Genomic DNA, 22,830 nt, shown 5'->3' with positions numbered 1-22,830 from the left:
TTGCCGATCGCCCGTTCCAACAGACTGACCGCCCATCGTTCCGCCGTCATCGATATCGGGTCCAACTCGGTCCGCCTCGTCGTCTATGAAGGGCCGCCGCGCGCGCCCGCGGTGATCTTCAACGAAAAGGTGCCGGCCGGGCTGGGCCGCGGGCTCGCGATCGACAATCGCATCGCGCCCGAAGATGCCGAACGCGGGCTGATCGCGCTGCGCCGCTACGCGCTGCTCGCGCGGCACATGGAGGTGAAGGACCTGCAATGCGTCGCGACCGCGGCGGTGCGCGATGCAGAGAACGGCCCCGATTTCATCGCCGGTGCTGCCGAGGCGGGATTGAAGATCCGCCTGCTGTCGGGCGAAGAAGAGGCCGAAGCGGCGGGCTGCGGCGTCATCTCGGCAATCCCCGACGCGCACGGCATCGCGGTCGACCTGGGCGGCGGTAGCCTTGAACTGGCGGAAGTGTCGGGCGGCACCGTCGGGCGGCGCGTGTCCTTCCCGCTCGGCGTGCTGCGCCTGCCCGCGCTGCGCAAGCAGGGGCAGCAGGTTTTCGAGCGATCGGTGCGCAAGATGCTCAAGGGCGCGGGCTGGCCGGACAATATGACCGGGCTGCCGCTCTATCTTGTCGGCGGATCGTGGCGCGCGCTGTCGCGTCTCGACATCGAACTGACGCAGGACCCGCTGCCGGTGCTCGACCATCACGTGATGCCGCGCGCCGCGCTGCGCCGGCTGCTGCGCGCGACAAAAAGGATGAGTTTCGAAGAGTTGCGCGCGATTCCGGGTATGGCGTCGAACCGCGCTGCAACGCTCCCCGATGCCGCGGCGCTGCTCGCGGCGCTGGTCAATATCATCGACGTGCCCGAGATGACCGTCTCCTCATCGGGACTGCGCGAAGGGCTGCTCTATCAGGCGCTCGACCCCGCGACCCGGGCGCAGGATCCGCTGATCGTCGCGGCGGAGTTCGAGGGGCGGCGGCTCGCGCGCTTCGCCCCGCACGGCCGCGCGATCGCCGAGTGGATCGCGCCGCTGTTCGCCAATGAGGAGGCGAGCGACAGCCGCATCCGGCTCGCCGCCAGCCTGCTCAGTGATGTCGCCTGGTCGGCCAACCCCGATTTCCGCGCCGAACGCGGGACCGAGATCGGACTGCACGGCAACTGGCGCAGCATCGACATTCCCGGCCGCATCCTGCTCGCGCGCGCATTGCACGCCGGGTTCGGCGGCGCCGACGTCGATTTTCCCGCTATGACCAGCCTCGTTCCGGCGGACCGCATCGACCGGGCGCGGCAGTGGGGGCTTGCGATCCGGCTGGCGCAGCGGCTCACCGGGGGGGGCGAGGCGCCGCTCAAGGCGAGCGCCATCGCACTCGACGACGGCAAGCTGCGGCTCAGCCTCGATCCGGGCTGGCATCATCTGGTGGGCGAATCGGTCGACCGGCGCCTGCGCGCGCTGGCGCAGGCGTTCGGGGTCAAGCCGGAGCTGGTGCTGCTCTAAGCAGGGCAGCGAGGGAGCGCGCCCTCAGGCGTCGGTTTCGGCCGGGGCGGGGGCTTCGATCTCGCTCATAACCAGCTTGCCGTTCTTGACCGCAAAGCCGACGCGGCCTTCGACGAGGTCGAGTGCGGCGTGGCCGAACACGTCGTAGCGCCAGCCTTTCATCATCGGGATATCGTCACGGCGCCCCGCCGCGAGCGCTTCGAGATCGTCGCTGCGCGCAATCAGCCGCGCCGCAGCGTTGAGTTCGCGCGAGCGGATCTTGAGCAGCAGCTTGAGCAGGTCGGCGACGAGCGCGCCTTCCTTGCCCAGCCCAGGGCCGCGCGGGGCGCGGTCGGGCATGTCGTCCTTGGGCAGTGGCTTGGCGTTCGCGAGCGCGTCCATCAGCCGCCCGCCGATGTCGTTCGACCGCCATGTCGCCGACAGGCCGCGCACGCTGCCGAGGCCGTCCTGACTCTTCGGCGGATGCGCGGCGAGGTCGGCGAGCGTCTCGTCCTTGACGATGCGCCCGCGCGGCAGATTCTTGTTGCGCGCCTCGCGCTCGCGCCATGCGGCGAGAGCCTTTAGCCGGCCGAGCGCGTCGGGCTTGCGCGACGGCACCTTGATCCGCTGCCACGCCTTTTCGGGGTCGATCGCATAGTTGGACGGATCGGCGAGCTTTTCCATTTCCTCGTCGAGCCAGTGGCCGCGGCCCGTCTTGATGAGCTTTTTGAGCATCATCGGGAAAATCTTGGCCAGATGGGTGACGTCGCCGATCGCATAGTCGATCTGCCGCTTGTCGAGCGGCCGGCGGCTCCAGTCGGTAAAGCGCGCGCCCTTGTCGAGCTGCAGACCGAGCCACGCCTCGACGAGATTCGAATAGCCGACCTGTTCGGCCTGACCGAGCGCCATCTGGCCGATCTGGGTGTCGAAGATCGGGTGCGGCGTCTTGCCGGTCAGGTTGAAGATGATTTCGACATCCTGCCCGCCCGCGTGAAAGACCTTGAGCACCTCCTCATTGTCGACGAGCAGGTCGAGCAGCGGGGCGAGGTCGATGCCCGGCGCCATCGGATCGATGGCGGCGGCGTGGTGCGCATCGGCGACCTGGATCAGGCAGAGTTCGGGCCAGAAGGTGTTTTCGCGCATGAATTCGGTGTCGACGGCGATGAAGTCGCTGCCCTTGATCAGGTCGACAAACTGATGAAGCGCTTCGCTGGACTCGATTAACGGATGAATTTGCATGGGGAGCCTATACAGCGCCCGCAGCATAATCGTCAGGAAAATTTACCGCTGTTCATCGCAGGGACATCGGCGGCGCCGTCGGGGGCGAATCGCGGGTCCACCCTTGACAAAAGCCCCCGCGACCTGCCTTAGGCGCGGCCATATCGGCGCGTTTTCCGGCGCGCCTCCCCGGACATTTGAAAGACGAACATAATGCACGCCTATCGTACCCACACTTGCGCCGACCTTCGCGCCGCCAACGTCGGCGAGGAAGTCCGTCTTTCGGGCTGGGTGCACCGGACGCGCGAGCATGCCAATGTGCTCTTCGTCGATCTTCGCGACCATTATGGCATCACCCAGATCGTGGTGGAGACGGGTTCGGACCTGTATCCGACGGTCAATGGCGTCGGCCCCGAGTCCGTCCTGACCTTCACCGGAAAGGTCGCCGCGCGGTCGCCCGAGACGCTGAACCCCAAGCTTGCGACCGGCGAGATCGAAATCTATCCGAGTGCGGTGACGGTGCAGTCGGCCGCCGACCGCCTGCCGCTGCCGGTGTTCGGCGATGCCGAATATCCCGAGGAAATCCGCCTCACCAACCGCTTCCTCGATCTCCGCCGCGAACGCTTGCACAAGAATATCGTGCTGCGCTCGAACGTCATTTCGTCGCTGCGCCGCCGGATGATCGATCAGGGCTTCACCGAGTTCCAGACGCCAATCCTTACCGCGAGCAGCCCCGAGGGCGCGCGCGACTATCTGGTACCCAGCCGCGTCCACCCCGGCAAATTCTACGCGCTGCCGCAGGCGCCGCAGATGTTCAAGCAGCTGCTGATGGTTGCGGGCTTCGATCGCTATTTCCAGATCGCACCCTGTTTCCGCGACGAGGATGCGCGCGCCGACCGTTCGCCGGGTGAATTCTACCAGCTCGATTTCGAAATGAGCTTCGTCACGCAGGACGACGTCTTCAACGCGATCGAACCCGTGTTGCACGGCGTGTTCGAGGAGTTCGCCGATTTCGACGGCAAGGGCCGCACCGTGTCGCCGCTGCCGTTCCAGCGCATTCCCTACCGCGAATCGATGCTGAAATATGGCAGCGACAAGCCCGACCTGCGCAACCCGCTGCTCGTCCATGACGTGGGCGATTTCTTCAAGGGCTCGGGCTTCGGCCGCTTCGCCTCGATGGTCGAGGAAGGGCAGGTTGTCCGCGCCGTCGCCGCGCCCGAGACGCACGAGAAGAGCCGCAAATTCTTCGACGAAATGAACAGCTGGGCGCAGTCCGAGGGTTTTCCGGGGCTCGGCTATGCGACGCAGAAAGACGGCGTGTTCGGCGGCCCGATCGCCAACAACCACGGCCAGGAAGGCATGCAGGCGATCGCCAACGCTATGGGCCTCGGTCCGAACGACGGCATCTTTTTTGCCGCGGGCGTCGAAGCCAAGGCGGCGAAGCTCGCCGGTCTTGCGCGTACCCGCGTCGCCGAACAGCTCGACCTCATCGACAAGAGCCGCTTCGAATTCTGCTGGATCGTCGACTTCCCGATGTTCGAGGCCGACGAAGAAACCGGCAAGATCGATTTCAGCCACAATCCCTTCTCGATGCCGCAGGGCGAGATGGAGGCGCTGGAAACCAAGGATCCGCTCGACATCCTCGCCTATCAATATGACATCGTCTGCAACGGCGTCGAACTGTCGTCGGGGGCGATCCGGAACCACCGCCCCGATATCATGTACAAGGCGTTCGAGATTGCGGGCTACAGCCAGCAGGATGTCGACACCAATTTCGCGGGTATGATCAACGCCTTCAAGTTCGGCGCGCCTCCGCATGGCGGTTCGGCGCCGGGCGTCGACCGCATCGTGATGCTGCTCGCCGACGAACCGAACATCCGTGAGGTGATCGTCTTCCCGATGACGCAGAAGGCCGAGGACCTGATGATGGGCGCGCCGGCGCCGGTTTCCGAGAAGCAGCTCAAGGAATTGCATATCCGTCTGGTGGACGGGCCGAAGAGCTGACCCGATGAACGGGCCGCGCGAACACCGGCTCGCTACGCCGGAAGGCGACATCTGCTGGTTCGAATGGGGGACCGCGGGGGCGGGACCGTCGCTGCTGCTGCTTCATGCGACGGGATTTCATGCGCGGCTGTGGGACCAGATCGTCGCCGCCTTGCCGCAAGGCACGCATGTCATCGCGCCCGATCACCGCGGGCATGGGCGCAGCTATCGCCCCGCGACGCTCGCCGATTGGGGGGCGACCGGCGACGCGCTGTTGCCGCTCGTCGATCGCTTTGCCGGAACGCCGTTGATCGGGTGCGGGCACAGCATGGGCGGCCATGCGCTGACCCGCCTGTCGGCGCAGCGGCGCGATGCCTTTCGCCACCTCGTCCTGATCGATCCGGTTATCATGGCGCCCGACCATTATGCGGGCCAGGATGCGCTGCCGATCCCCGACCCCGCGGAGCATCCCGTGGCGCGTCGCCGCAACGATTGGGACAGCGTGGGACAGATGTGCGCGCGCTTCGCCGACCGTGCGCCCTATGCACATTGGCAACCGGCGGTGCTGGACGATTATTGCCGCTATGGCCTGCTGCCCGCCGCCACGGGCGAGGGGTTGGAACTGGCCTGTCCGCCGCAGCTTGAGGCGTCGGTCTATCAGAATGCGCTGCGCATCGACCCCTATCGCTGGCTATCGGGGCTGGCGGCGCCGGTGACGCTGATCCGCGCGCCGAGCGGCGAACGCGGCGGTTCGATGGATTTTTCGCAAAGTCCCACCTGGCCGGGGCTCGGCGCGCATATCGGCGCAGTGCGCGACGAGCGCTGGGGCGACCATAGCCATTTCATCCCGATGGAAGACCCGGCGCGCGTCGCCGCGCTGCTCGCCGCGCTTTGACAAGGCGGAAGGGCTGCGATAGCTCCGCGCATCGGCAGGTTTGACGCGCAAGGGGGCGAAGATGCGACGTTGGCGAATGGCACTGGCGGCGCTGCTGTTCGGGTTCGCGATGCCGGCGGCGGCGGAGACTTTGACGGTTGCCGCGAACGATCCGCCCGAGCGCGCGAACGTCAATGATCTGGTTCGCATCGCGGTCGATCGCTTCGAAGGCGAGGACGGGGCCGAATTTGCGCAGGGCATCGAAGCCGCGCTCGGAACCGTTCGGTTCGGTAATCGACCCTATTTCCGGATGATCGGCCTCGAAACCGGGGCGGCCTATGACGCGATCGTCACCGGTTCGGCGAAGACCGCGCTCAGCGAAAGCAATGTGACGGAAAAGCGCAAGCGCTGCGTCGAGAAGGATCCCGCGAACAAGGACAAGTGCCTGAAGGAGGACGAGGTCGATATTCGCTGTCGCAGGCGGATCGTCACCGTATCGAGCACCGTGCGGCTCGCGGCTGTCGCCGATGGCAGCGTTCGCTATTCGCGTCCGCTCGTCACGCGCGACGAGCAAAATATCTGCCCCGACAGGCAAGCCAGCCGGACCATCGAGGATTTTGTCGCGGAAGCGTTGAGAGGGCAGGTCGACACCATTCGCGGCGATGTGGCGCCTCGCGCTTACACGATCGACGTTCGTGTCGATGAAAATCGCAAGGGGCTCGACAAGCCGGTGGCCGAGGCGTTCAAGGCCGCGGTACGGCAGACCAAGACCGATCCCGCCGGCGCGTGCGATGCCTGGGCGGCGATGACGCGCGATGCCGAGCCGACCGCCGCGCTCGCTTTCAACTTGGGCCTGTGCGCCGAGCAACGGCACGATTTTGCCGCCGCTGGCGACTGGTACGGGCAAGCGCAGCGGCTGGGTTCGAAGAGCCGCGATATCCCGGCGGCGTTCGAACGCATGGCGCGCACGCAAAGGACGCTCGCCGACTGGGAGGAGCGCCAGCGATTGATGGACGGCAACTGACGTCGGATGGAATGTTCCATAAGCTGACAGTCCGCATCGACAGCTTGGTGTGCGACCGGCAAATGCGCTACGAGGTCGCCCATGACCATCTCTCTCGCCGACTATGAAGCCGGTACCAAATATGACGGCGATTATGCCAAGGATCTGGCGGCGCTGCAGGCGCGGCTCGAAAATGTCCAGGCGGCGCACATCACCCATAGGCAGCGCAGCATCATCATGCTCGAAGGCTGGGACGCGGCGGGGAAGGGCGGGATCATCCAGCGCCTGACTGCGCAGCTCGATCCGCGCTATTTCGAGGTCTGGCCGATCGGCGCCCCCACCGACGAGGAAAAGGCGCGTCATTTCCTGTGGCGTTTCTGGACCCGCCTGCCCGGCAATTGCGACATCTCGATCTTTGACAGGAGCTGGTATGGCCGCGTCCTTGTCGAGCGGGTCGAGGGGTTCGCGACCGAGGCCGAATGGCGCAAGGGCTATGACGAGATCAACGAGTTCGAGGCGCAACTGACCGGCAGCCGTACCAATCTGGTCAAGCTGTTCGTCCATGTGACGCAGGCCGAGCAGGACAAGCGCCTTGCCGACCGCCTCGACGATCCGTGGAAACGCTGGAAAACCGGGGCCGAGGATTATCGCAACCGCGCGCACCGCGGCGCCTATCTGGACGCGATACACGACATGTTCGCGCACACCGATACGCGCTGGGCGCCGTGGAAGGTTATCGACGGCAACAACAAGAAGGCGGCGCGGATCGCGGCGCTGTCGCATGTTGCGGCCACGCTGGAGGCGGCGGTTCCGATGACCCCGCCCGACCGCGATCCCGCGGTCGTGAAGCTGGCGCAAAAGGCGTTCGGATATAAACCGAAGACTTAGGATTTTGGCCCGCTCGGGTAGCAATCGCCGTTGCGAGCCGCTACATGGTCCCGATGAGCCGCGCCAAGAGATCCGACGATTGGGGTTTCCCCCGCTGGCGCGCCTATGGGCAGGGCCGCGAGGCGCAAAAGGTTCGTCTGTGCGACCGTCATGGTTGCGACGCCCCCGGACAATGCCCCGCACCCAAATCGCCCAACAGTCCTGAACGCTGGTATTTCTGCGAAGCCCATGCCGCTGAATATAATCGCGGCTGGGACTATTTCGCGGGCCTGAGCGCCGAGGATGCCGCGGCGCGCGCCGCGGAGGAAGCGCAGGGCGCACGCAGCTACGCCCGCGCACAGCATTATGGCTGGGGCGGCCCCGGCGACGGCAGTCGCAGCGCGGACGAGATGCGCGCGCTGGAGGTGTTCGGGCTCGACAGCGACGCCGACTTCGACGCGGCCAAAAAGGCCTGGCGCGCCTATGCCAAGGAATGCCACCCCGACGTCAAGCCCGGCGACGCCGACGCTGCCAAACGCTTCGCGGCCGGGCAGGCGGCGTTCGAGGTGCTTAAGCAGGCCGAAGACCGCAAGAGCTGGAAGCCGGCCTGAGCGCGCTTTGCGGGCAAAGACGGCGGGCGATGCGGAGGTGTTCGGGGCTGACTGGTGGCGAACTTATCCTTCATCGTCATCCCGGAATTGATCCGGGATGACGAAGGGATGTTATGGCCTAAGCATCCCACGCCAGCCGCCAAAGCCGCATTGCGTCCGCCCGTGCCGCCTAGCGTTTTATCGCCAATGCGGCGTCGCTCGCGAGCTTGTCGGCGAGTTCGTTGTCACCGTGGCCGGCGTGGCCCTTGACCCACAGCCATTCGATCTCGTGCCGTGCGGCCTCGCGCACCAGGCGTTGCCACAGGTCGGCGTTGGCGACAGGCTTTTTCGCGGCGGTTTTCCAGCCGTTGCGCTGCCACCCATGGACCCATTTGGTGATGCCGTCGCGAACATAGACGCTGTCGGTCGACAGTTCGACCTTGCACGGGCGCTTGAGCGCGGCGAGCGCCTCGATCGCGGCGAGCAACTCCATGCGGTTGTTGGTGGTCTCCGCCTCGCCGCCCGACAGCGTCTTGACGACATCGCCCCAGCGCAGCACCGCGCCCCAGCCGCCGGGGCCGGGATTGCCCTTGCAGGCGCCGTCGGTCGCGACGATTACGGTATGGCCCTTGCCCATTGCAGCGCTCATCCCGCGCGGAACAGATCGGCGGCGTCGGCAGCTTGGTAGCGGCGCAGGCGTTCGAGGAAGGGCGCGGGATCCTTGCGCGTGACCAGCGCGTCAGCGGGGGTGTGGATCCAGTCGTGTGCGCGGGTGAGCAGAAAGCGCAGCGCCGCGCCGCGTGCAAGCAGCGGCAGCGCGGCGACTTCGTCCGCGCTCAGATCGATTTCCGAGGCATAGCCGCGCATCAGCGCCGACGCGCGGGCACTGTCGCAGGTCCGGCCGTCGTCGGAAAAGGTCCAGGAGGCATGGGTGACCGCGAGGTCATAGGCGCGAAAGTCGGTCGCCGCGAAATAGAAGTCGATGAGGCCGGTGACGCGGTCGCCGAGCATCAGCACATTGTCGGGGAACAGGTCGGCGTGGATGACGTGGCGCGGCAGGTCCGCCGGCCAGCGATCGTCGAGGAAGGCAAGCTCTGCATCGACGATCGCCTGCAACCCCGGAAGCACGGTGTCCAGATCGCCCGCAGCGGCGGCGACGCCGCGCCAATGCGCGCGGCCCATGCTGTTTTCACGGGCGCCGGAAAAATCTTCGACCGCCTTGTGCATCGCGCCGAGCGCAGCACCCGCAGCGGCGCATTGCGCGGGGGTCGGATGCGTCAGCGAAATGCCCGCGAGAAACTGGATGATGCAGGCGGGACGGCCCGAAATCTGCTGGATCGCGCGGCCGCCGCGGTCGCGGATCATCGCCGGCACCGGGCAACCTCGCCGTGCGAGATGGCCGAGCAGATCGACGAAGAAGGGCAAGTCGCCCTCTTGCACCCGCTTTTCGTACAGGGTCAGGATGAAGCGCCCGCCCGTCGTTTCGAGCAGGAAATTGCTGTTTTCGACACCCTCGGCGATGCCCTTGCACGACAGCACGGTGCCAATGTCATAATGGGCGACGAGCGCGGCGAGATCGTCCGGATCGACGGCGGTATAGACGGCCATCAGGCGGCCGCCGGCTCGAGCCCGCGGGGGAGCTTGAAGGTCATATGCTCCTCGGCCGTGACGACGACGTCCTCGACGATCGCGCGATGCGCGGCGACCGCGTCGATCACCTCGCGCACCAGCGTTTCTGGCGCACTGGCTCCGGCGGTAATGCCAAGCGTTGCGATCCCGGTCAGCCATGCGGGATCGACGTCGGTGCCGCGCTGGACGAGATGGGCAGGGGTGCCGAGCCGTTCCGCGACTTCGACGAGACGCAGGCTGTTCGAGCTGTTGGGCGCGCCGATGACGATGACGCGGTCGCACTGGCCGGCGATTGCTTTCACTGCTTCCTGCCGGTTCGACGTGGCATAGCAGATATCCTCGCCGCGCGGCCCCTGGATGGAGGGGAAGCGGTGCTGCAGCGCCGTCACAATGTCGCGCGTGTCGTCGACCGACAATGTGGTCTGGGTCAGGAAGGCGAGATTGTCGGGATCGGCGGGCGACAGCGCGGCGACATCGTCGACCGATTCGACCAGCGTCATCGCGCCATCGGGCAATTGGCCGAGCGTACCGATGACTTCGGGGTGGCCGGCGTGGCCGATGAAGATGATGTGACGGCCCTGTTCGTTGGCGCGCTCGGCCTGTTTGTGGACCTTGGATACCAGCGGACAGGTCGCATCGATGTAGTCGAGCCCGCGCGCTTCGGCCTTGGCCGGAACCGCCTTTGGAACGCCGTGCGCACTGAACACGACCGGAACGCCGTCGGGCACCTGATCGAGCGATTCGACGAAAATCGCCCCCTTCGCCTTCAGCGATTCAACGACATAGCGGTTATGGACGATCTCGTGCCGGACATAGACGGGGGCGCCATAACGCTCGATCGCCAGCTCAACGATGCGGATCGCCCGGTCGACGCCGGCGCAAAAGCCGCGTGGGGCGGCCACCAAAACCTTGAGTTCCGGGGCTTCGGCGGCGGATTGCGTAAGATCTGTCATGACCCGCGCGCTCTAGCGCAGCGGCCGTGACAAGGTAAAGCCGCTTCGTCCATGTTGCGCCTTGTTCATCGCACCGATAAGAAGCGGCGCGCATGGAGCGGTGACGTTCGTCCTCCGCGGCCCGCGCCTGATTGGAAAGCTATATCATGATGCCCAGTTTCGTCCCGCCCCGTAAATCAATCGCCATGCTGTGCGGCGCGGCCGCCATGGTCATGGTCGCGGGGTGCGCGAAGGACAATGATATCGACCTGTCGTCGGGCGTCGGCATCACCGCGACGCGCAGCGCTTGTCCGGCGGTTGCCGTGCCGCTGCACACCGGCGACATCACGCTGTTCGATCCGGCGACGAGCCGCGATGCGAGCGCGGTCGACGTCGTCGCGACGATCACCCATGTTGTGCCGCAGTGCAACGATCAGGCCGAGAAAGTCTATCAGCTTGCCGATTTCGACGTCGTGGCGACGCGCCGCGATGCCGGCCCGGCCCGGACGGTCGAGCTTCCCTATTTCGCCACCGTCGTCCAGGGCGGCACCGCCGTCGTCGCCAAGCGGCTCGGCACCGTCACCGTCTCCTTCCCCGAAGGTCAGACGCGCGGTAGCGGCCATGCCCAGGCGGCCGCCTATGTCGACCGCGCCGCCGCGACGCTGCCCGCCGATGTGCAGGAGCGCATCAACCGCAAGCGCCGCGCGGGCGACGCCGACGCCGCGATCGACCCGCTGAGCATCCCCGAGGTACGCGCCGCGGTGCAGCGCGCGAGCTTCGAACTGCTCGTCGGCTTTCAGCTGACCCAGGAACAGCTCGAATATAACGTCCGACGATAGGCGTCGCGGCGGTGCGCCCGCGCGCGCCGTTCGCATCCGTTTCGCCCTGCGCCGCTATCCGGGCGACGCGGGGCTTTTCGTGCCTGCCAAGCTGCGGTAGGGCGCCGACCGACCTTTTGACCGAAGATTGACCTGACCCATGACCCTGTTCAGCCGTTTTTCCGCCCATATCGATACCGCTCTGGATGCGCTTGTCGCGCGCGGGGCGCTGCCCGCCGGGCTCGATCGCGGCGCGATCAGCGTCGAACCGCCGCGCGACCCGGCGCATGGCGATGTCGCGACCAACGCGGCGATGGTGCTCGCCAAGCCCGCGGGGACGAACCCGCGCGCCCTTGCCGAACTGCTCGTCGGCGAACTGACGGCGATCGGCGAAGTGACCGAAGCGAGCGTTGCCGGGCCGGGCTTCATCAACCTGCGCGTCGCCGACAATAGCTGGCGGGACGAGCTGGCGCTGATCCATGCCGAGGCGGGCGATTATGGCCGCTCGGCGATGGGCGCCGCGCGGCGCGTCAATGTCGAATATGTGTCGGCGAACCCGACCGGCCCGATGCACGTCGGCCATTGCCGCGGCGCGGTGGTGGGCGACGCACTGGCGGCGCTGCTCGAATATTCGGGGCACAAGGTCACGCGCGAATATTATGTCAACGACGCCGGTGCGCAGGTCGATGTGCTCGCGCGCTCGGTTCACATGCGCTACCGCGAGGCGCTGGGCGAAGATATCGGCGCGATCCCCGAGGGGCTCTACCCCGGCGATTACCTGAAGCCCGTCGCTGAAAAGCTCGCCGCAGAATATGGCGACCGCTATGTCGGCGCGCCCGAAAGCGCGTGGCTCGGCCTGTTCCGCGCCGAGGCGGTGAGCGCGATGATGGACATGATCCGCGCCGACCTCGCCAAGCTGGGCATCCATCATGATCTCTTCTCGTCGGAGGCCGAGCTGCAGGCCGAGGGCAAGCCCGCCGCGGCCGAAAAATGGCTGCGCGAGCATGATCTGGTCTATGACGGTGTGCTCGAAGCGCCGAAGGGCGAGACGCCCGAGGATTGGGAGCCGGTTGAACTGCCGCTGTTCCGCTCGACCAAATTCGGCGACGATCAGGACCGGCCGATCAAGAAATCGGACGGGAGCTGGACCTATTTCGGCGCCGACCTCGCCTATCATTATCAGAAGGCGCAGGACGCCGACGAGCTGATCGACATCTGGGGCGCCGACCATGCGGGGACGGTCAAGCGGATCAAGGCGGCGGTCGCGGCGCTGACCGGCGGCGCCAAGAAGTTCGACGTCAAGCTGGTCCAGATGGTCCGGCTGCTCAAGAATGGCGAGCCGTTCAAGATGTCGAAGCGTGCCGGCAATTTCGTCACGCTCGCCGACATCGTCGATGAGGTTGGCAAGGATGCGGTGCGCTTCACCATGCTGACGCGCAAGGCCGACGCGCAGATGGATTTCGACTTTGCCAAGGTGGTCGAGGCTTCGCGCGACAATCCGGTCTTCTATGTCCAATATGCCCATGCGCGGATCGCATCGCTGAAGCGCAAGCTTGCCGATGCGGGCATCGCGGCGGCGGCACCCGATGTCGCGCGGCTCGATGCCTATGAACTGGGTCTGGTCAAGCTGCTGGCGCAATTCCCGCGCACGGTCGAGGCGGCGGCGACGGCGCGCGAGCCGCACCGCATCGCTTTCTATCTGGGCGATGTCGCCGCCGCTTTTCATGCGTGGTGGAACATGGGCAATGATCGGCCCGACGCCCGTATCATTTTGGCAAATGACGCCGAACTGACCGCAACCCGCCTTTATTTGGCCGATGGAATCGGGCAGGTTATCCGCAACGGGCTGCACCTGATGGGGGTGGAGGCGCTCGAGGAGATGGCGTGATGGCGACGGATGCGGGATTGGGGCTGGAGGACGAGGATCGCCTGCCGTGGCTGGAACCCGCCGAAGGTTTCGAGGATGATGCCGAAGTCTCGCCCGCGCGCCTGCTCATCATGGTGCTCGGCGGGCTGCTGCTGATCGGTGCGGTGCTCGGCGGGCTGTGGTGGGTCCAGAACGGCGGCGCGCGCGGGCAGGGCGAGCTGATCGTCGCCGACAAGGGCGACTACAAAGTGCCGCCAAAGACCGACGGCGCCAAGACGTTCGAGGGTGAGGGCGCAGCGAGCTTTGCGGCGAGCGAAGGATTGACCCCCGGGGGCAAGGTCGATCCGACCCGTATGCCCGAGGAGCCCGCGGTGACACCCGCCGAACGCGACGCGATGGCGCAGGCCGAGGCGGCGAAGGCGCAGGCCGACAAGGCCGCCGCTGCAAAGGCCGAAGCAGCGCGGATCGCGGCCGCGGACAAGGGCAAGCCCAAGCCCGCGGCGATGTCGGTCAAGACCGGCGAAGCGACAGGCGCGCAGGCCGAGGCAGCCGGCGCCGCGACCGGACTGGTCCAGCTCGGCGCGTTCAGCAGCGAGGCGGCGGCGAACAAGGCGTGGGGCAATCTGAGCAAACGCTTTGCCTATCTGTCCGAATTGAACCGGTTCGTTTCGCCGGTGAAGACCGGGAGCGGCACCGTCTACCGTCTGCGCGTGGCGACCGGAACGGCGGCTAACGCCTCGAATTTGTGCGGGAAATTGCGCGTTGCGGGCGAAAATTGCGTCGTCGTTCGCTGATATCGCCCGTTTTGCCGCACCCGCCGTTGGTTCGCCGCGGCGGCTATGGCATAGTCGATCCCTTGGCCGATGCCTGAGGGGGCGTCCGCCGGTGGAGGTTGACGTACGATGATACCCGCGATCTTCGGCCTGTCGGGCCTGACGCTGACCGACGACGAGCGCGCTTTCTTTCGCGACAGCGCGCCCGCGGGTTATATATTGTTCGGCCGCAATATCGAGAACCGCACCCAGCTTCGCCGCCTGACCGATACGCTGCGCGAGCTTGACGGGCGCGCCAATCTGCCGATCCTGATCGATCAGGAAGGCGGTCGCGTCGCGCGCATGAAGGCACCCGAATGGCCCGATTTTCCGAGCGGGGCGGCGTTCGATGCGCTGTACGAACGCGCGCCGGCGAGCGCGATCGAGGCGGCGCGGCTCAATGCGATGGCGCTCGCTTCCATGCTTGCCGAAGTGGGGATCACCGTCGATTGCCTGCCGCTGCTGGATGTACGTCAGCCGGGGGCAAGCGATGTGATCGGCGATCGCGCGCTGGGCAGCGAGCCGATGCGCGTTGCGGCGCTGGGTCGCGCGATCCTGAGCGGATTGCAGGACGGCGGCGTCGTCGGGGTCGTCAAGCATATTCCGGGGCATGGCCGTGCGCTGCTCGATTCGCACAAGGCACTGCCCGTCGTCGATGCCCACGACCGCGAGTTGCAGACCGACCTCGCGCCCTTTGCTGCTCTGCGTGACGCGGCGATGGCGATGACCTGCCACGTCATCTTCAAGGCGTGGGATCCCGATCTGCCCGCGACGCTGTCGCCGACGATCATCGGCAGCGTGATCCGTCAGCGCATCGGCTTTCACGGCCTGTTGATGACCGACGACCTCGATATGGAGGCGCTGTCAGGCGACGTCCCGTCGCGCGCGGCGGCGGCGATCGCCGCGGGCTGCGACCTGGCGCTCAACTGCTGGGCGAAGATGGACGACATGGTCGGCATCGCCAACGCACTCGACCCCATCGGCGCGGACTCGCTCGCGCGGCTCGAAGGCGCGATGGAGCGGATCGCCGGGATGCACGACGAGCGCCAGTTCGCGGCGCTGATCGACCAGCGCGACGCGCTGCTGGCGCTGGCGTGATGGCGGGCTGAGGCATCGATGGAGGAACTGCCGCTCGAATATGAAGTCGTGCCGGCAGCGGCGGAGCGCGAGGATGCGCTCCAGCTCAATCTCGAAAGCTGGGAAGGGCCGCTCGACCTGCTGCTGACGCTCGCGCGCAGTCAGAAGGTGGACCTGCGGCAGATTTCGATCCTGGCGCTGGTCGAACAATATCTGACTTTCATCGCCGAGATGCGGGCAAAGCTGGAGGTTGCGGCCGATTATCTGGTGATGGCAGCGTGGCTTGCCTATCTGAAATCGGCACTGCTGCTGCCCAAGGATCCGACCGAAGACCCGTCGCCCGACGAACTGGCGCTGCGTCTGCAATTGCGCTTGCAGCGGCTCGCGGCGATGCGCGAGGCGGCGGCGCGGCTGCTGGCGCGCGACCGGATCGGCCGCGACGTCTTCCTGCGTCCGAATCCCGAGGGGTTGCAGGATGTAAAGGTGCGGCGCTGGGACGCGAGCCTCTACGATCTTCTCGCCGCCTACGGACAAGTCAAGCTGCGCACCGAACCCGTCGTGCATATGGTCGCGCGGCGCCCCGTGGTGACGCTAGACGCGGCGCTCACCCACTTGCAGCGGATGCTGGGCGTCCAGCTCGATTGGGCCGAGTTGTCGGCCTTTCTGCCCCCCGATTATCAAGGGCCGCTGCGCCGGTCGGCGATCGCGTCGAGCTTTGTCGCCGCGCTGGAACTGGCGCGGCAGGGGCGGGTCGAATTGCGGCAGGAGGCGGCGTTCGAGCCCCTTTATCTGAAAGCGAGCCAGGGATGAGCGAGATCGACGATCGCGAACGCGCGATAGAGGCGATGGTTTTTGCCAGCGACGAGGCGCTCGACGCGCGCCAGATTGCCGGGCGCTTCCACGACGAGCTGACGCCGGGCGAAGTGCGCGCGATCCTGCAGGCGATCGCGGCGCGCCACGCGGGGAGCGGTATCGAACTGGTCGAGCGCGGCGGCCACTGGCATTTCCAGACCCCCGCCGATCTTGCGCATCTGCTTCGCCGTGAACGCGACGATCCGCGCAAGCTGTCGCGCGCCGCGGCGGAAGTGCTGGCGATCATTGCCTATCACGAGCCGGTGAGCCGCGCCGAGATCGAGGCGATCCGCGGCGTCCAGACGTCGAAAGGGACGCTGGACGTGCTGATGGAGGCCGAATGGATCGCGCCTGCCGGGCGGCGCGAGGTGCCGGGGCGGCCGCTGATCTACAAGACCACCGACGCTTTCCTGCAGCATTTCGGGCTCGCGAGCCGCAAGGATCTGCCCGGGATCGAGGATCTGCGCGCGGCGGGCCTGCTCGACCCGGTCGATCTCGCCTTCGATGCGGCGATGGACGAACTGGACCTAGTAAAAGACGGCGAGGAAGCCTAGATAGCGGCCTCAAGGAGAATTTGAGATGGGTAGCTTCAGCATCTGGCACTGGCTCGTGGTCGGGATTCTCGTCCTGCTATTGTTCGGCAAGGGTCGCTTTTCGGACATGATGGGCGACGTCGCCAAGGGCATCAAAAGCTTCAAGAAGGGCATGGCCGAAGACGATGTGCCGCCGCCCGCACCGCGCCAGATCGATGGTCAGCGCGCGCCCGAGGCCACCCCGACCCCCACCGCGGAAACTGAAAACCGCTGATCGCGGCCCGCACGCGGGGGAAGGCCTGAACGATGTTCGACGTCGCGCCGACCGAGTTGCTGCTCGTCGTGGTGGTAGCCCTGGTCGTCATCGGACCCAAAGATCTGCCGAAGGCGATGCGTTTTGTCGGCAAATGGGTCGCCAAGGCCCGCGGCATGGCGCGCCACTTCCGTTCGGGACTCGACACGATGATGCGCGAGGCCGAGCTTGAGGAACTGGAAAAGCAGTGGCGCGAACAGAATGACGCGATCATGCGCCAGTTCCCGCGCGTCGATGGCGTCGATGCGCCGCCGATGATTCCGGCGACCTCGCTGCCCGACGCGGGCGCGGCCGACGTCGGCGAAACGCCGCCCGTCGATCCCGATCATGCCGCGGCCCTGACGCCGCCTACCGCCGCCCCGGCCGGCTCGTCGACCGAAACTCCGCCGGAAACCCACGCCGTTCCGCCGAAGGACGGCCCGTTACCATGAGTGCCGATACGCCGGTCCATAAAGAGGATGAGGATGGCGCGGGCGGCAAGATGCCGCTGCTCGACCATCTGATCGAGCTGCGGTCGCGGCTGCTGAAATCGCTACTCGCGATCGCGCTCGCATTCGGCGTGTGCCTCTATTTCGCGCGGCCGATCTTCGGCGTGCTAGTGCATCCGCTCGTCGCGGCGGGGCAGGGCAAGCTGATCTATACGCAATTGTTCGAGGCGTTTTTCGTCGAGATCAAGGTTGCGCTGTTCGCGGCGATGATGATCGCCTTTCCGGTGATCGCCAATCAGCTGTGGAAATTCGTCGCGCCGGGCCTTTATCGCAAGGAGCAGCGCGCCCTGCTGCCCTTCCTCTTCGCAACGCCGGTCCTGTTCGCGATCGGCGCCTCCTTCGCCTATTTCATCACGATCCCGATCGCGCTGAAATTCCTGCTCGGCTATCAGGGCGAGATCGGCGGCGTGACGCAGGAAGCGCTGCCGTCGGTAGGCAATTATCTGAGCTTCGTGATGCAGTTCATCATGGCGTTCGGCATCGCCTTTCTGTTGCCGATCCTGCTGATGCTGGTCGAGCGCGCCGGGCTGGTGACGCGCCAGCAGCTCATTGGCGCGCGCCGCTACATGATCGTCGCGGCGTTCGCGATCGCCGCCGTGTTCACGCCGCCTGACGTGATGAGCCAGCTCCTCCTCGCGGTGCCGCTTGTCTTCCTTTACGAGATTTCGATCTTTGCGATCTGGTTTACCCAGCGCCGACGCAAAACAGGCGCCGAAGCGGCGCCTGTCGAGCCTCCGGAAGAGGCTAAAGGGTAAGTAACCCGCCGATCAGTGAATGGCGTCGTCGCCAGCTTGGCCGACCGATTCGATATCGCGGCCGACGCCCTTCACCGTGTTGCAGCCAGCGACCAGAAAGCTGGCGAGCAGGGTAAGAAGGATTACGCGAGCACTCGTCATAGTCTGTCACCTCTCACGGGATTTTTTGCAAAATGGCCCGGCGCGCTTCGAGGGGGGGGGGAGGGAATGCGAGCCGGGCCAATGTTGCTGAGCAGCGCTGCGGGGGGGCGATGATCGCTGCTCGAATGGGAAACCCGTGTTGCGAGCGATAAGTTCCGCAAAAAAATCGCCGCGATGAAAAAATTTTCGGGGAGCCCGGCGAAGCGTGCAAATCCAGCGACTTGGGTCAGCCCATCGCCGTCAGGCCGCTGAGCACCGCAAGCCCGAGGAACGAGAAAAAGCCCATCATGTCGGTCATCGTCGTTACGAAGACGGCCGACGACACCGCCGGATCGATGTCGAAACGGTCAAGCGTTACCGGCACCAATATGCCCGCGAGCCCCGCGACCAGATTGTTGATGAGCATCGCCGACGCGATCACCGCGCCGAGCAGCGGATTGCCGAAGATGAGCGCGGTCCCTGCGCCGATCAGAATGCCGAGCGACAGGCCGTTGACCGTCGCGATGCGAAATTCGCGCAGGATCATACGCATCGTGTTCGACGCGGTAAGCTGATTGGTGGCGATCGCGCGCACGGTCACGGCGAGCGTCTGGGTTCCGGCGTTGCCGCCCATGCCCGAGACGATCGGCATCAGCACCGCGAGCAGCGCATATTTGGCGATCGCGGTTTCGAAGATGCCGACAACCGATGCGGCGAGCATGGCGGTGCCGAGATTGACGACCAGCCAACTCAGCCGGGTGCGGATGGTCAGCGCGATCGGTTCGTTGATGTCGCCGTCGCCGGCGCCCGACAGGCGCAAGATATCCTCGCCTGCCTCTTCCTGGATGATGTGGACGACGTCGTCGACCGTGATCATCCCGACGAGCCGCCCCGCCTTGTCGACCACCGCGGCCGAGATGAGCGCATATTTCTGGAAGCGCAGCGCGACCTCTTCCTGGTCCATGTCGACCGGGATCAGCGTCTGTTCGCGCCTCATGATGTCGTTGATCGCGACGCTGCGCGGCGCCCGCAATATCCAGCTCAACTGGCAGGTGCCGACCGGGCGGTGCATCGGGTCGACGACGAAGATTTCCCAGAAGTCGGTTGCGAGATCGACATCCTCACGCAGCCGGTCGATAACGTCGCCGACGGTAACATGTTCGGGCACCGCGACGAATTCGCGCTGCATCAGGCGCCCGGCGGACTCCTCGGGGAAGGAGAGGGCGTCCTCGATCGCGGCGCGATCTTCGGGCTCCATGGCGCGGAGGACGGCCTGCTGTTCGTCCTCCTCCATATCCTCGATGATCGCGACGGCATCGTCGGTGTCGAGTTCGGACGCGATTTCGGCGACCTGTTCGGGCGCGAGCAGATCGATCAGCCGCTCGCGCACATAATCGTTCATTTCCGCCAGCACGTCGGGCGACAGAAGGTCGCCGAGCACCTGGGCCAAGAGCGGCCGGTCTTCGTCCGAGACGAGCTCGAAAAGGTCGGCGATGTCGGCAGGGTGCAGGCGGCCGACGCGTTCGCGCGCCGCCTCGACCTCGCCCTCTTCGGCAAGATCGATGACGTCGCGCACGAACGCGGGTTTCAGGCGATCGTCTTCGTCGAGTTCGGTTTCGGTTTCGCGCGGGGGATGGCCGGGGTCATGATCGAGCCCGTCGGCGGTGAGCACGTCTTCGGGCGGCAGGGAATCTTCGCGTTTGTCCATCGCGCGGTCCTCCCTGGCTGCTACGGCGTCGAAGGCCCTCCACTAGTCGCGGACGCGCGTCATGGCAACGCTGCAGCCGAATTTAGTGCGTGGCATTGGCGCGGCGCACCGCTATGGCGGCGCCAACTCATTCGAAGGAGAGACACCATGTCCGAACAGACCCTTACCCTGTCGCTGTCGACCGGCGACGTCGTCATCCGCTTGCGCCCCGACCTCGCGCCGCAGCATGTCGAACGCATCACCCAGCTCGCGCAGGAAGGCTTTTACGACGGCGTCGTCTTCCACCGCGTCATCCCCGGCTTCATGGCACAGGGCGGCGATCCGACCGGCACCGGCATGGGCGGCAGCAAGCTTCCCGACCTTCCGGCCGAATTCAACGCCGAACCGCATGTCCGCGGCGTCTGTTCGATGGCGCGCGCGCAGAATCCGAACAGCGCGAACAGCCAGTTCTTCATCTGCTTCGACGATGCGCGCTTCCTCGACCGCCAGTATACGGTGTGGGGCGAAGTGATCGAAGGCATGGAAAATGTCGACGCGCTGCCCAAGGGCGAGCCGCCGCGCGAGCCCGGCAAGATCGTCAAGGCGACGGTTGCGTAACTCGCTCCGTCATTGCGAGGAGCCGCAGGCGACGACGCAATCTCCAGCTGTCGGCATAACGTGACGATGGCTGGAGATCGCCACGCGCCCTGTGGGCGCTCGCGATGACGATTTGGCTTTCATCATTCTCCCACGAACCCGTTCAACCGTTCGCAAGCGGCGATCCAGTCTTCCTTGAACGCCTGGACGACCTGGCCCGCGCTCATCGCCTCGTTCATCAGGCCGACGCCCTGGCCGACCCAATAGGTTGCGAGCTGCTTGGCGCCTTCATGACCGCCCTCTGACAGCTTGTCGACCTTGCGCAGCGCGGGTTCGCTGACCAGCGATTGCAGCGGCATCGGGAGCGGTTTCGGCGCGCCTTCGGCCTCCCATGCGTCGGTCCAGGGCGAGCGGAGCTGACGCGAGGGCTTGCCCGTCCGGCTCTTTGAACGCACCGTGTCGCGCGACGAGGCGGCGAGCATTTTTTCCTTCACCACTGGATTGGTTTCGGCCTCCGACGTGGTCAGCCACACCGATCCGCACCAGGCGCCATGCGCGCCCATCGCCATCGCCGCGGCCATCTGACGCCCGGTGACGATGCCCCCCGCAGCGAGGATCGGCGTCGTCGCGCCGACGGCATCGAGCGCCGCAGCCACCTCCGGCACCAGCACCATCGTTGCGACCTCACCGCAATGGCCGCCCGCTTCGCCGCCCGCAACGACAAGGATATCGACCCCGGCGCGGACCTGCGCCAGCGCATGATCGCGGGTGCCGACGAGCGCGGCGACCGGCACGCCATGCCGCTTGCCGAGTTCGAGCATCAGTTGCGGCGGCACGCCGAGCGCGTTGGCGATCAGGCGAATCGGATGGCGAAACGCAACTTCGAGCAGCTTCGCTGCGCCTTCTTCATGCATATTGTCGCCGAAGCTCTGCCGCGCTTCGGTCGCACCGTCGAGGCCGGCCGCATCGACGCCGAATTTGTCGAGCACATCGGCCGCGAAGCCGAGATGCGTCTCGGGCACGCGCGCCGCGCCCGCCGCCGGTGCCTCGCCCTTGCCGGCGAAGCTGTTGGGGACGATCAGGTCGACGCCATAGGGCTTGCCGCCGATGTGCGCGTCGATCCACGCAAGCTCTTCCTCAAGTCGCTCGGGCGGCAATGAAGCGGCGCCGAACACGCCCATGCCGCCGGCTTTCGACACCGCGACGACGACGTCCCGGCAGTGCGAAAAGGCGAGCAGCGGAAATTCGATGCCGAGCATGGCGCAGATGGGCGATTGCATGGTGTCTCTCCGATTATGTTGTCCACCTCTCAGACCGTTTGCCCTGAGCTTGTCGATGGGCCGCTCTCCTCTTCGGGCGTCGAAGGAAGGACGGTGCTTCGACAAGCTCAGCACGAAGGGAAGAGGGGGCGTCCCGTTTCGTTCACACCCATGTCAGCGCCAGTTGACGTAAACGTCAAGTTGATTTGCGCCCGCCACGCTTTATCGCCATCGCATGACCGAATTTTCCCTGCCCGATTTCGACCTCGACGCCTTCGTCCGCGCGACACTCGCCGAGGATCTGGGGAGCGGCGGCGACATCACGTCGATGGCCGTCATTCCCGCCGACGCCGTTTTCACGGGGGTGATGGACAGCCGCGATGCGATCAGCGTTGCGGGGCTGCCGATCGCCGAGCGATTCTTTCGCGCGCTGGCACCCGATATGGTCATCGAGATTCTGGTCGAGGAGGGTGCATGCGTTCCCGCCGGCACCGACCTGATGCGCCTTTCGGGCAATGCGCGGGCGATGCTGACCGCCGAGCGGTCGGCGCTCAACACCGTCCAGCATCTGTCAGGCATTGCGACGATGACGCGAAGCTATGTCGATGCGATCGCCGACACCGGCGCGACGCTGCTCGATACGCGCAAGACGATCCCCGGTCTGCGCGTGCTGGAGAAATATGCAACCCGCATGGGCGGCGCGACCAATCACCGCATGGGCCTGTGGGACGCGGCGATGATCAAGGACAATCATGTCGCGGTCGCGGGATCGGTCGAAGAGGCGGTGCGCCGCGCGGTGGCGGCGGGAATCGCCGATATCATCGTCGAGGTCGACCGTATCGACCAAGTCGAGGCCGCGCTGGAATCGGGCGCGACGCATCTGCTGCTCGACAATATGACCCCCGACCAATTGCGCGAAGCTGTAGGGATCGTCGCCGGGCGCGTTCCGACCGAGGCGTCGGGCGGGGTGCGGCTCGACACGATCGGCGCCATCGCCGCGACCGGCGTCACCTTCGTTTCGGTCGGGCGCCTGACCCAGTCGGCGCCGGCGGCCGACATCGGGCTCGATTTTGCGCTGGTCTGATACAATCG

At 66.0% G+C, this 22,830-nt stretch carries 24 protein-coding genes; 17 read left to right on the top strand and 7 right to left on the bottom strand.

The features are described from left to right. A complete protein-coding gene (locus tag STE01S_RS04875) occupies positions 1–1,485 on the top strand; it encodes a Ppx/GppA family phosphatase (protein ID WP_062765426.1) in 1,485 nt (494 codons plus the stop codon). A gap of 24 nt (positions 1,486–1,509) precedes the next feature. Here STE01S_RS04875 and rnd read toward each other — a convergent pair whose 3' ends face one another. Then, positions 1,510–2,703, bottom strand: coding sequence for a ribonuclease D (rnd, locus tag STE01S_RS04870; protein WP_062765802.1), 1,194 nt, complete (start codon positions 2,701–2,703; stop codon positions 1,510–1,512). Between the two features lie 192 nt (positions 2,704–2,895). Here rnd and aspS point away from each other — a divergent pair, with 192 nt between their 5' ends. The 5 genes from aspS (at position 2,896) to STE01S_RS04845 (ending at position 8,020) form a co-directional block, all read left to right on the top strand. Then, positions 2,896–4,686 (top strand): aspartate--tRNA ligase, encoded by a 1,791-nt coding sequence (gene aspS / locus STE01S_RS04865; RefSeq protein WP_062765423.1) that lies wholly within the window; start codon positions 2,896–2,898, stop codon positions 4,684–4,686. A 4-nt stretch (positions 4,687–4,690) separates the two neighbouring features. Continuing rightward, positions 4,691–5,560: an alpha/beta fold hydrolase gene (locus STE01S_RS04860; RefSeq protein ID WP_062765421.1), complete on the top strand. Its 870-nt coding sequence runs from the start codon at positions 4,691–4,693 to the stop codon at positions 5,558–5,560. A gap of 61 nt (positions 5,561–5,621) precedes the next feature. After that, positions 5,622–6,563: a hypothetical protein gene (locus STE01S_RS04855; protein WP_162928204.1), complete on the top strand. Its 942-nt coding sequence runs from the start codon at positions 5,622–5,624 to the stop codon at positions 6,561–6,563. 81 nt (positions 6,564–6,644) lie between these two features. After that, complete coding sequence (locus STE01S_RS04850; RefSeq protein WP_062765415.1) at positions 6,645–7,430, top strand: polyphosphate kinase 2 family protein; 786 nt, start codon at positions 6,645–6,647, stop codon at positions 7,428–7,430. A gap of 53 nt (positions 7,431–7,483) precedes the next feature. Further along, entirely contained in the window at positions 7,484–8,020 is a 537-nt protein-coding gene (locus STE01S_RS04845; protein ID WP_040590347.1) for a DnaJ domain-containing protein, read from the top strand. A gap of 169 nt (positions 8,021–8,189) precedes the next feature. Here the strand turns inward: STE01S_RS04845 and rnhA are convergent, their stop codons facing one another. From rnhA to ispH, 3 genes are read right to left on the bottom strand one after another with little or no spacing between them, the layout of a single operon-like run. Continuing rightward, positions 8,190–8,636, bottom strand: a complete 447-nt coding sequence (gene rnhA / locus STE01S_RS04840; protein ID WP_062765413.1) for a ribonuclease HI — start codon at positions 8,634–8,636, stop codon at positions 8,190–8,192. Positions 8,637–8,644: 8 nt separating this feature from the next. Further along, a complete protein-coding gene (thrB, locus tag STE01S_RS04835; protein WP_062765410.1) occupies positions 8,645–9,607 on the bottom strand; it encodes a homoserine kinase in 963 nt (320 codons plus the stop codon). Then, a complete protein-coding gene (gene ispH / locus STE01S_RS04830; RefSeq protein ID WP_062765407.1) occupies positions 9,607–10,581 on the bottom strand; it encodes a 4-hydroxy-3-methylbut-2-enyl diphosphate reductase in 975 nt (324 codons plus the stop codon). The genes thrB and ispH overlap by 1 nt, the downstream gene beginning before the upstream one ends. Positions 10,582–10,727: 146 nt before the next feature. Here ispH and STE01S_RS04825 point away from each other — a divergent pair, with 146 nt between their 5' ends. The 9 genes from STE01S_RS04825 to tatC all read left to right on the top strand — a co-directional run bounded on the left by STE01S_RS04825 (position 10,728) and on the right by tatC (position 18,075). Next, positions 10,728–11,399 carry a hypothetical protein gene (locus STE01S_RS04825; protein WP_003047809.1) on the top strand — a complete coding sequence of 224 codons (672 nt, stop codon included), beginning with the start codon at positions 10,728–10,730 and terminating at the stop codon, positions 11,397–11,399. Positions 11,400–11,538: 139 nt separating this feature from the next. After that, a complete protein-coding gene (argS, locus tag STE01S_RS04820) occupies positions 11,539–13,266 on the top strand; it encodes an arginine--tRNA ligase (protein ID WP_062765404.1) in 1,728 nt (575 codons plus the stop codon). Next, positions 13,266–14,039, top strand: coding sequence for an SPOR domain-containing protein (locus STE01S_RS04815; protein WP_003047804.1), 774 nt, complete (start codon positions 13,266–13,268; stop codon positions 14,037–14,039). Before argS ends, STE01S_RS04815 begins: the two co-directional genes overlap by 1 nt. 108 nt (positions 14,040–14,147) lie before the next feature. Continuing rightward, positions 14,148–15,155, top strand: a complete 1,008-nt coding sequence (gene nagZ, locus STE01S_RS04810) for a beta-N-acetylhexosaminidase (RefSeq protein ID WP_003047798.1) — start codon at positions 14,148–14,150, stop codon at positions 15,153–15,155. Positions 15,156–15,173: 18 nt separating this feature from the next. After that, the gene (locus STE01S_RS04805) at positions 15,174–15,944 is read left to right on the top strand and encodes a segregation and condensation protein A (protein WP_003047795.1); all 771 of its coding nucleotides are present in this window, start codon (positions 15,174–15,176) and stop codon (positions 15,942–15,944) included. Next, positions 15,941–16,540: an SMC-Scp complex subunit ScpB gene (gene scpB, locus STE01S_RS04800; protein ID WP_062765402.1), complete on the top strand. Its 600-nt coding sequence runs from the start codon at positions 15,941–15,943 to the stop codon at positions 16,538–16,540. The genes STE01S_RS04805 and scpB overlap by 4 nt, the downstream gene beginning before the upstream one ends. A 25-nt stretch (positions 16,541–16,565) precedes the next feature. Next, entirely contained in the window at positions 16,566–16,793 is a 228-nt protein-coding gene (locus tag STE01S_RS04795; protein WP_062765399.1) for a twin-arginine translocase TatA/TatE family subunit, read from the top strand. A 32-nt stretch (positions 16,794–16,825) separates the two neighbouring features. Beyond that, on the top strand, positions 16,826–17,263 hold the full coding sequence (tatB, locus tag STE01S_RS20965) for a Sec-independent protein translocase protein TatB (RefSeq protein ID WP_062765397.1): 438 nt from the start codon (positions 16,826–16,828) through the stop codon (positions 17,261–17,263). Beyond that, entirely contained in the window at positions 17,260–18,075 is an 816-nt protein-coding gene (gene tatC / locus STE01S_RS04785; protein WP_003047782.1) for a twin-arginine translocase subunit TatC, read from the top strand. The genes tatB and tatC overlap by 4 nt, the downstream gene beginning before the upstream one ends. Positions 18,076–18,087: 12 nt before the next feature. On the opposite strand, the gene STE01S_RS04780 is transcribed toward tatC, so the two are convergent. Beyond that, positions 18,088–18,216, bottom strand: coding sequence for an entericidin A/B family lipoprotein (locus tag STE01S_RS04780; protein ID WP_003047780.1), 129 nt, complete (start codon positions 18,214–18,216; stop codon positions 18,088–18,090). 226 nt (positions 18,217–18,442) lie between these two features. Further along, positions 18,443–19,903, bottom strand: a complete 1,461-nt coding sequence (gene mgtE, locus STE01S_RS04775; protein ID WP_003047778.1) for a magnesium transporter — start codon at positions 19,901–19,903, stop codon at positions 18,443–18,445. A 147-nt stretch (positions 19,904–20,050) separates the two neighbouring features. Between mgtE and STE01S_RS04770 the strand changes: the two genes are divergently transcribed. Further along, positions 20,051–20,500, top strand: coding sequence for a peptidylprolyl isomerase (locus STE01S_RS04770; protein ID WP_058812727.1), 450 nt, complete (start codon positions 20,051–20,053; stop codon positions 20,498–20,500). A gap of 122 nt (positions 20,501–20,622) precedes the next feature. On the opposite strand, the gene STE01S_RS04765 is transcribed toward STE01S_RS04770, so the two are convergent. Further along, a complete protein-coding gene (locus tag STE01S_RS04765; protein WP_003047772.1) occupies positions 20,623–21,759 on the bottom strand; it encodes an NAD(P)H-dependent flavin oxidoreductase in 1,137 nt (378 codons plus the stop codon). Positions 21,760–21,973: 214 nt separating this feature from the next. On the opposite strand from STE01S_RS04765, the gene nadC reads away from it, so the two are divergent. After that, on the top strand, positions 21,974–22,822 hold the full coding sequence (nadC, locus tag STE01S_RS04760; RefSeq protein WP_062765394.1) for a carboxylating nicotinate-nucleotide diphosphorylase: 849 nt from the start codon (positions 21,974–21,976) through the stop codon (positions 22,820–22,822). Positions 22,823–22,830 lie beyond the last annotated feature (8 nt).

The organism is Sphingopyxis terrae subsp. terrae NBRC 15098 (assembly GCF_001598815.1).
Classification (GTDB): Bacteria; Pseudomonadota; Alphaproteobacteria; order Sphingomonadales; family Sphingomonadaceae; genus Sphingopyxis; species Sphingopyxis terrae.
Note: the sequence above shows the minus strand (reverse complement) of the source record. Positions and strands in the feature narration are given on the sequence as shown.

Excerpts from the sequence above, each read along its gene's own strand:
- nagZ (WP_003047798.1), top strand. The coding sequence starts at position 14,148 with ATGATACCCGCGATCTTCGGCCTGTCGGGCCTGACGCTGACCGACGAC.
- mgtE (WP_003047778.1), bottom strand. The coding sequence starts at position 19,903 with ATGGACAAACGCGAAGATTCCCTGCCGCCCGAAGACGTGCTCACCGCC.
- tatC (WP_003047782.1), top strand. The coding sequence starts at position 17,260 with ATGAGTGCCGATACGCCGGTCCATAAAGAGGATGAGGATGGCGCGGGC.
- STE01S_RS04825 (WP_003047809.1), top strand. The coding sequence starts at position 10,728 with ATGATGCCCAGTTTCGTCCCGCCCCGTAAATCAATCGCCATGCTGTGC.
- rnd (WP_062765802.1), bottom strand. The coding sequence starts at position 2,703 with ATGCAAATTCATCCGTTAATCGAGTCCAGCGAAGCGCTTCATCAGTTT.
- rnhA (WP_062765413.1), bottom strand. The coding sequence starts at position 8,636 with ATGGGCAAGGGCCATACCGTAATCGTCGCGACCGACGGCGCCTGCAAG.
- thrB (WP_062765410.1), bottom strand. The coding sequence starts at position 9,607 with ATGGCCGTCTATACCGCCGTCGATCCGGACGATCTCGCCGCGCTCGTC.
- ispH (WP_062765407.1), bottom strand. The coding sequence starts at position 10,581 with ATGACAGATCTTACGCAATCCGCCGCCGAAGCCCCGGAACTCAAGGTT.
- STE01S_RS04855 (WP_162928204.1), top strand. The coding sequence starts at position 5,622 with ATGCGACGTTGGCGAATGGCACTGGCGGCGCTGCTGTTCGGGTTCGCG.
- aspS (WP_062765423.1), top strand. The coding sequence starts at position 2,896 with ATGCACGCCTATCGTACCCACACTTGCGCCGACCTTCGCGCCGCCAAC.
- STE01S_RS04780 (WP_003047780.1), bottom strand. The coding sequence starts at position 18,216 with ATGACGAGTGCTCGCGTAATCCTTCTTACCCTGCTCGCCAGCTTTCTG.
- STE01S_RS04770 (WP_058812727.1), top strand. The coding sequence starts at position 20,051 with ATGTCCGAACAGACCCTTACCCTGTCGCTGTCGACCGGCGACGTCGTC.
- STE01S_RS04850 (WP_062765415.1), top strand. The coding sequence starts at position 6,645 with ATGACCATCTCTCTCGCCGACTATGAAGCCGGTACCAAATATGACGGC.
- tatB (WP_062765397.1), top strand. The coding sequence starts at position 16,826 with ATGTTCGACGTCGCGCCGACCGAGTTGCTGCTCGTCGTGGTGGTAGCC.
- STE01S_RS04795 (WP_062765399.1), top strand. The coding sequence starts at position 16,566 with ATGGGTAGCTTCAGCATCTGGCACTGGCTCGTGGTCGGGATTCTCGTC.
- nadC (WP_062765394.1), top strand. The coding sequence starts at position 21,974 with ATGACCGAATTTTCCCTGCCCGATTTCGACCTCGACGCCTTCGTCCGC.
- STE01S_RS04845 (WP_040590347.1), top strand. The coding sequence starts at position 7,484 with ATGAGCCGCGCCAAGAGATCCGACGATTGGGGTTTCCCCCGCTGGCGC.
- STE01S_RS04815 (WP_003047804.1), top strand. The coding sequence starts at position 13,266 with ATGGCGACGGATGCGGGATTGGGGCTGGAGGACGAGGATCGCCTGCCG.
- scpB (WP_062765402.1), top strand. The coding sequence starts at position 15,941 with ATGAGCGAGATCGACGATCGCGAACGCGCGATAGAGGCGATGGTTTTT.
- argS (WP_062765404.1), top strand. The coding sequence starts at position 11,539 with ATGACCCTGTTCAGCCGTTTTTCCGCCCATATCGATACCGCTCTGGAT.
- STE01S_RS04765 (WP_003047772.1), bottom strand. The coding sequence starts at position 21,759 with ATGCAATCGCCCATCTGCGCCATGCTCGGCATCGAATTTCCGCTGCTC.
- STE01S_RS04860 (WP_062765421.1), top strand. The coding sequence starts at position 4,691 with ATGAACGGGCCGCGCGAACACCGGCTCGCTACGCCGGAAGGCGACATC.
- STE01S_RS04805 (WP_003047795.1), top strand. The coding sequence starts at position 15,174 with ATGGAGGAACTGCCGCTCGAATATGAAGTCGTGCCGGCAGCGGCGGAG.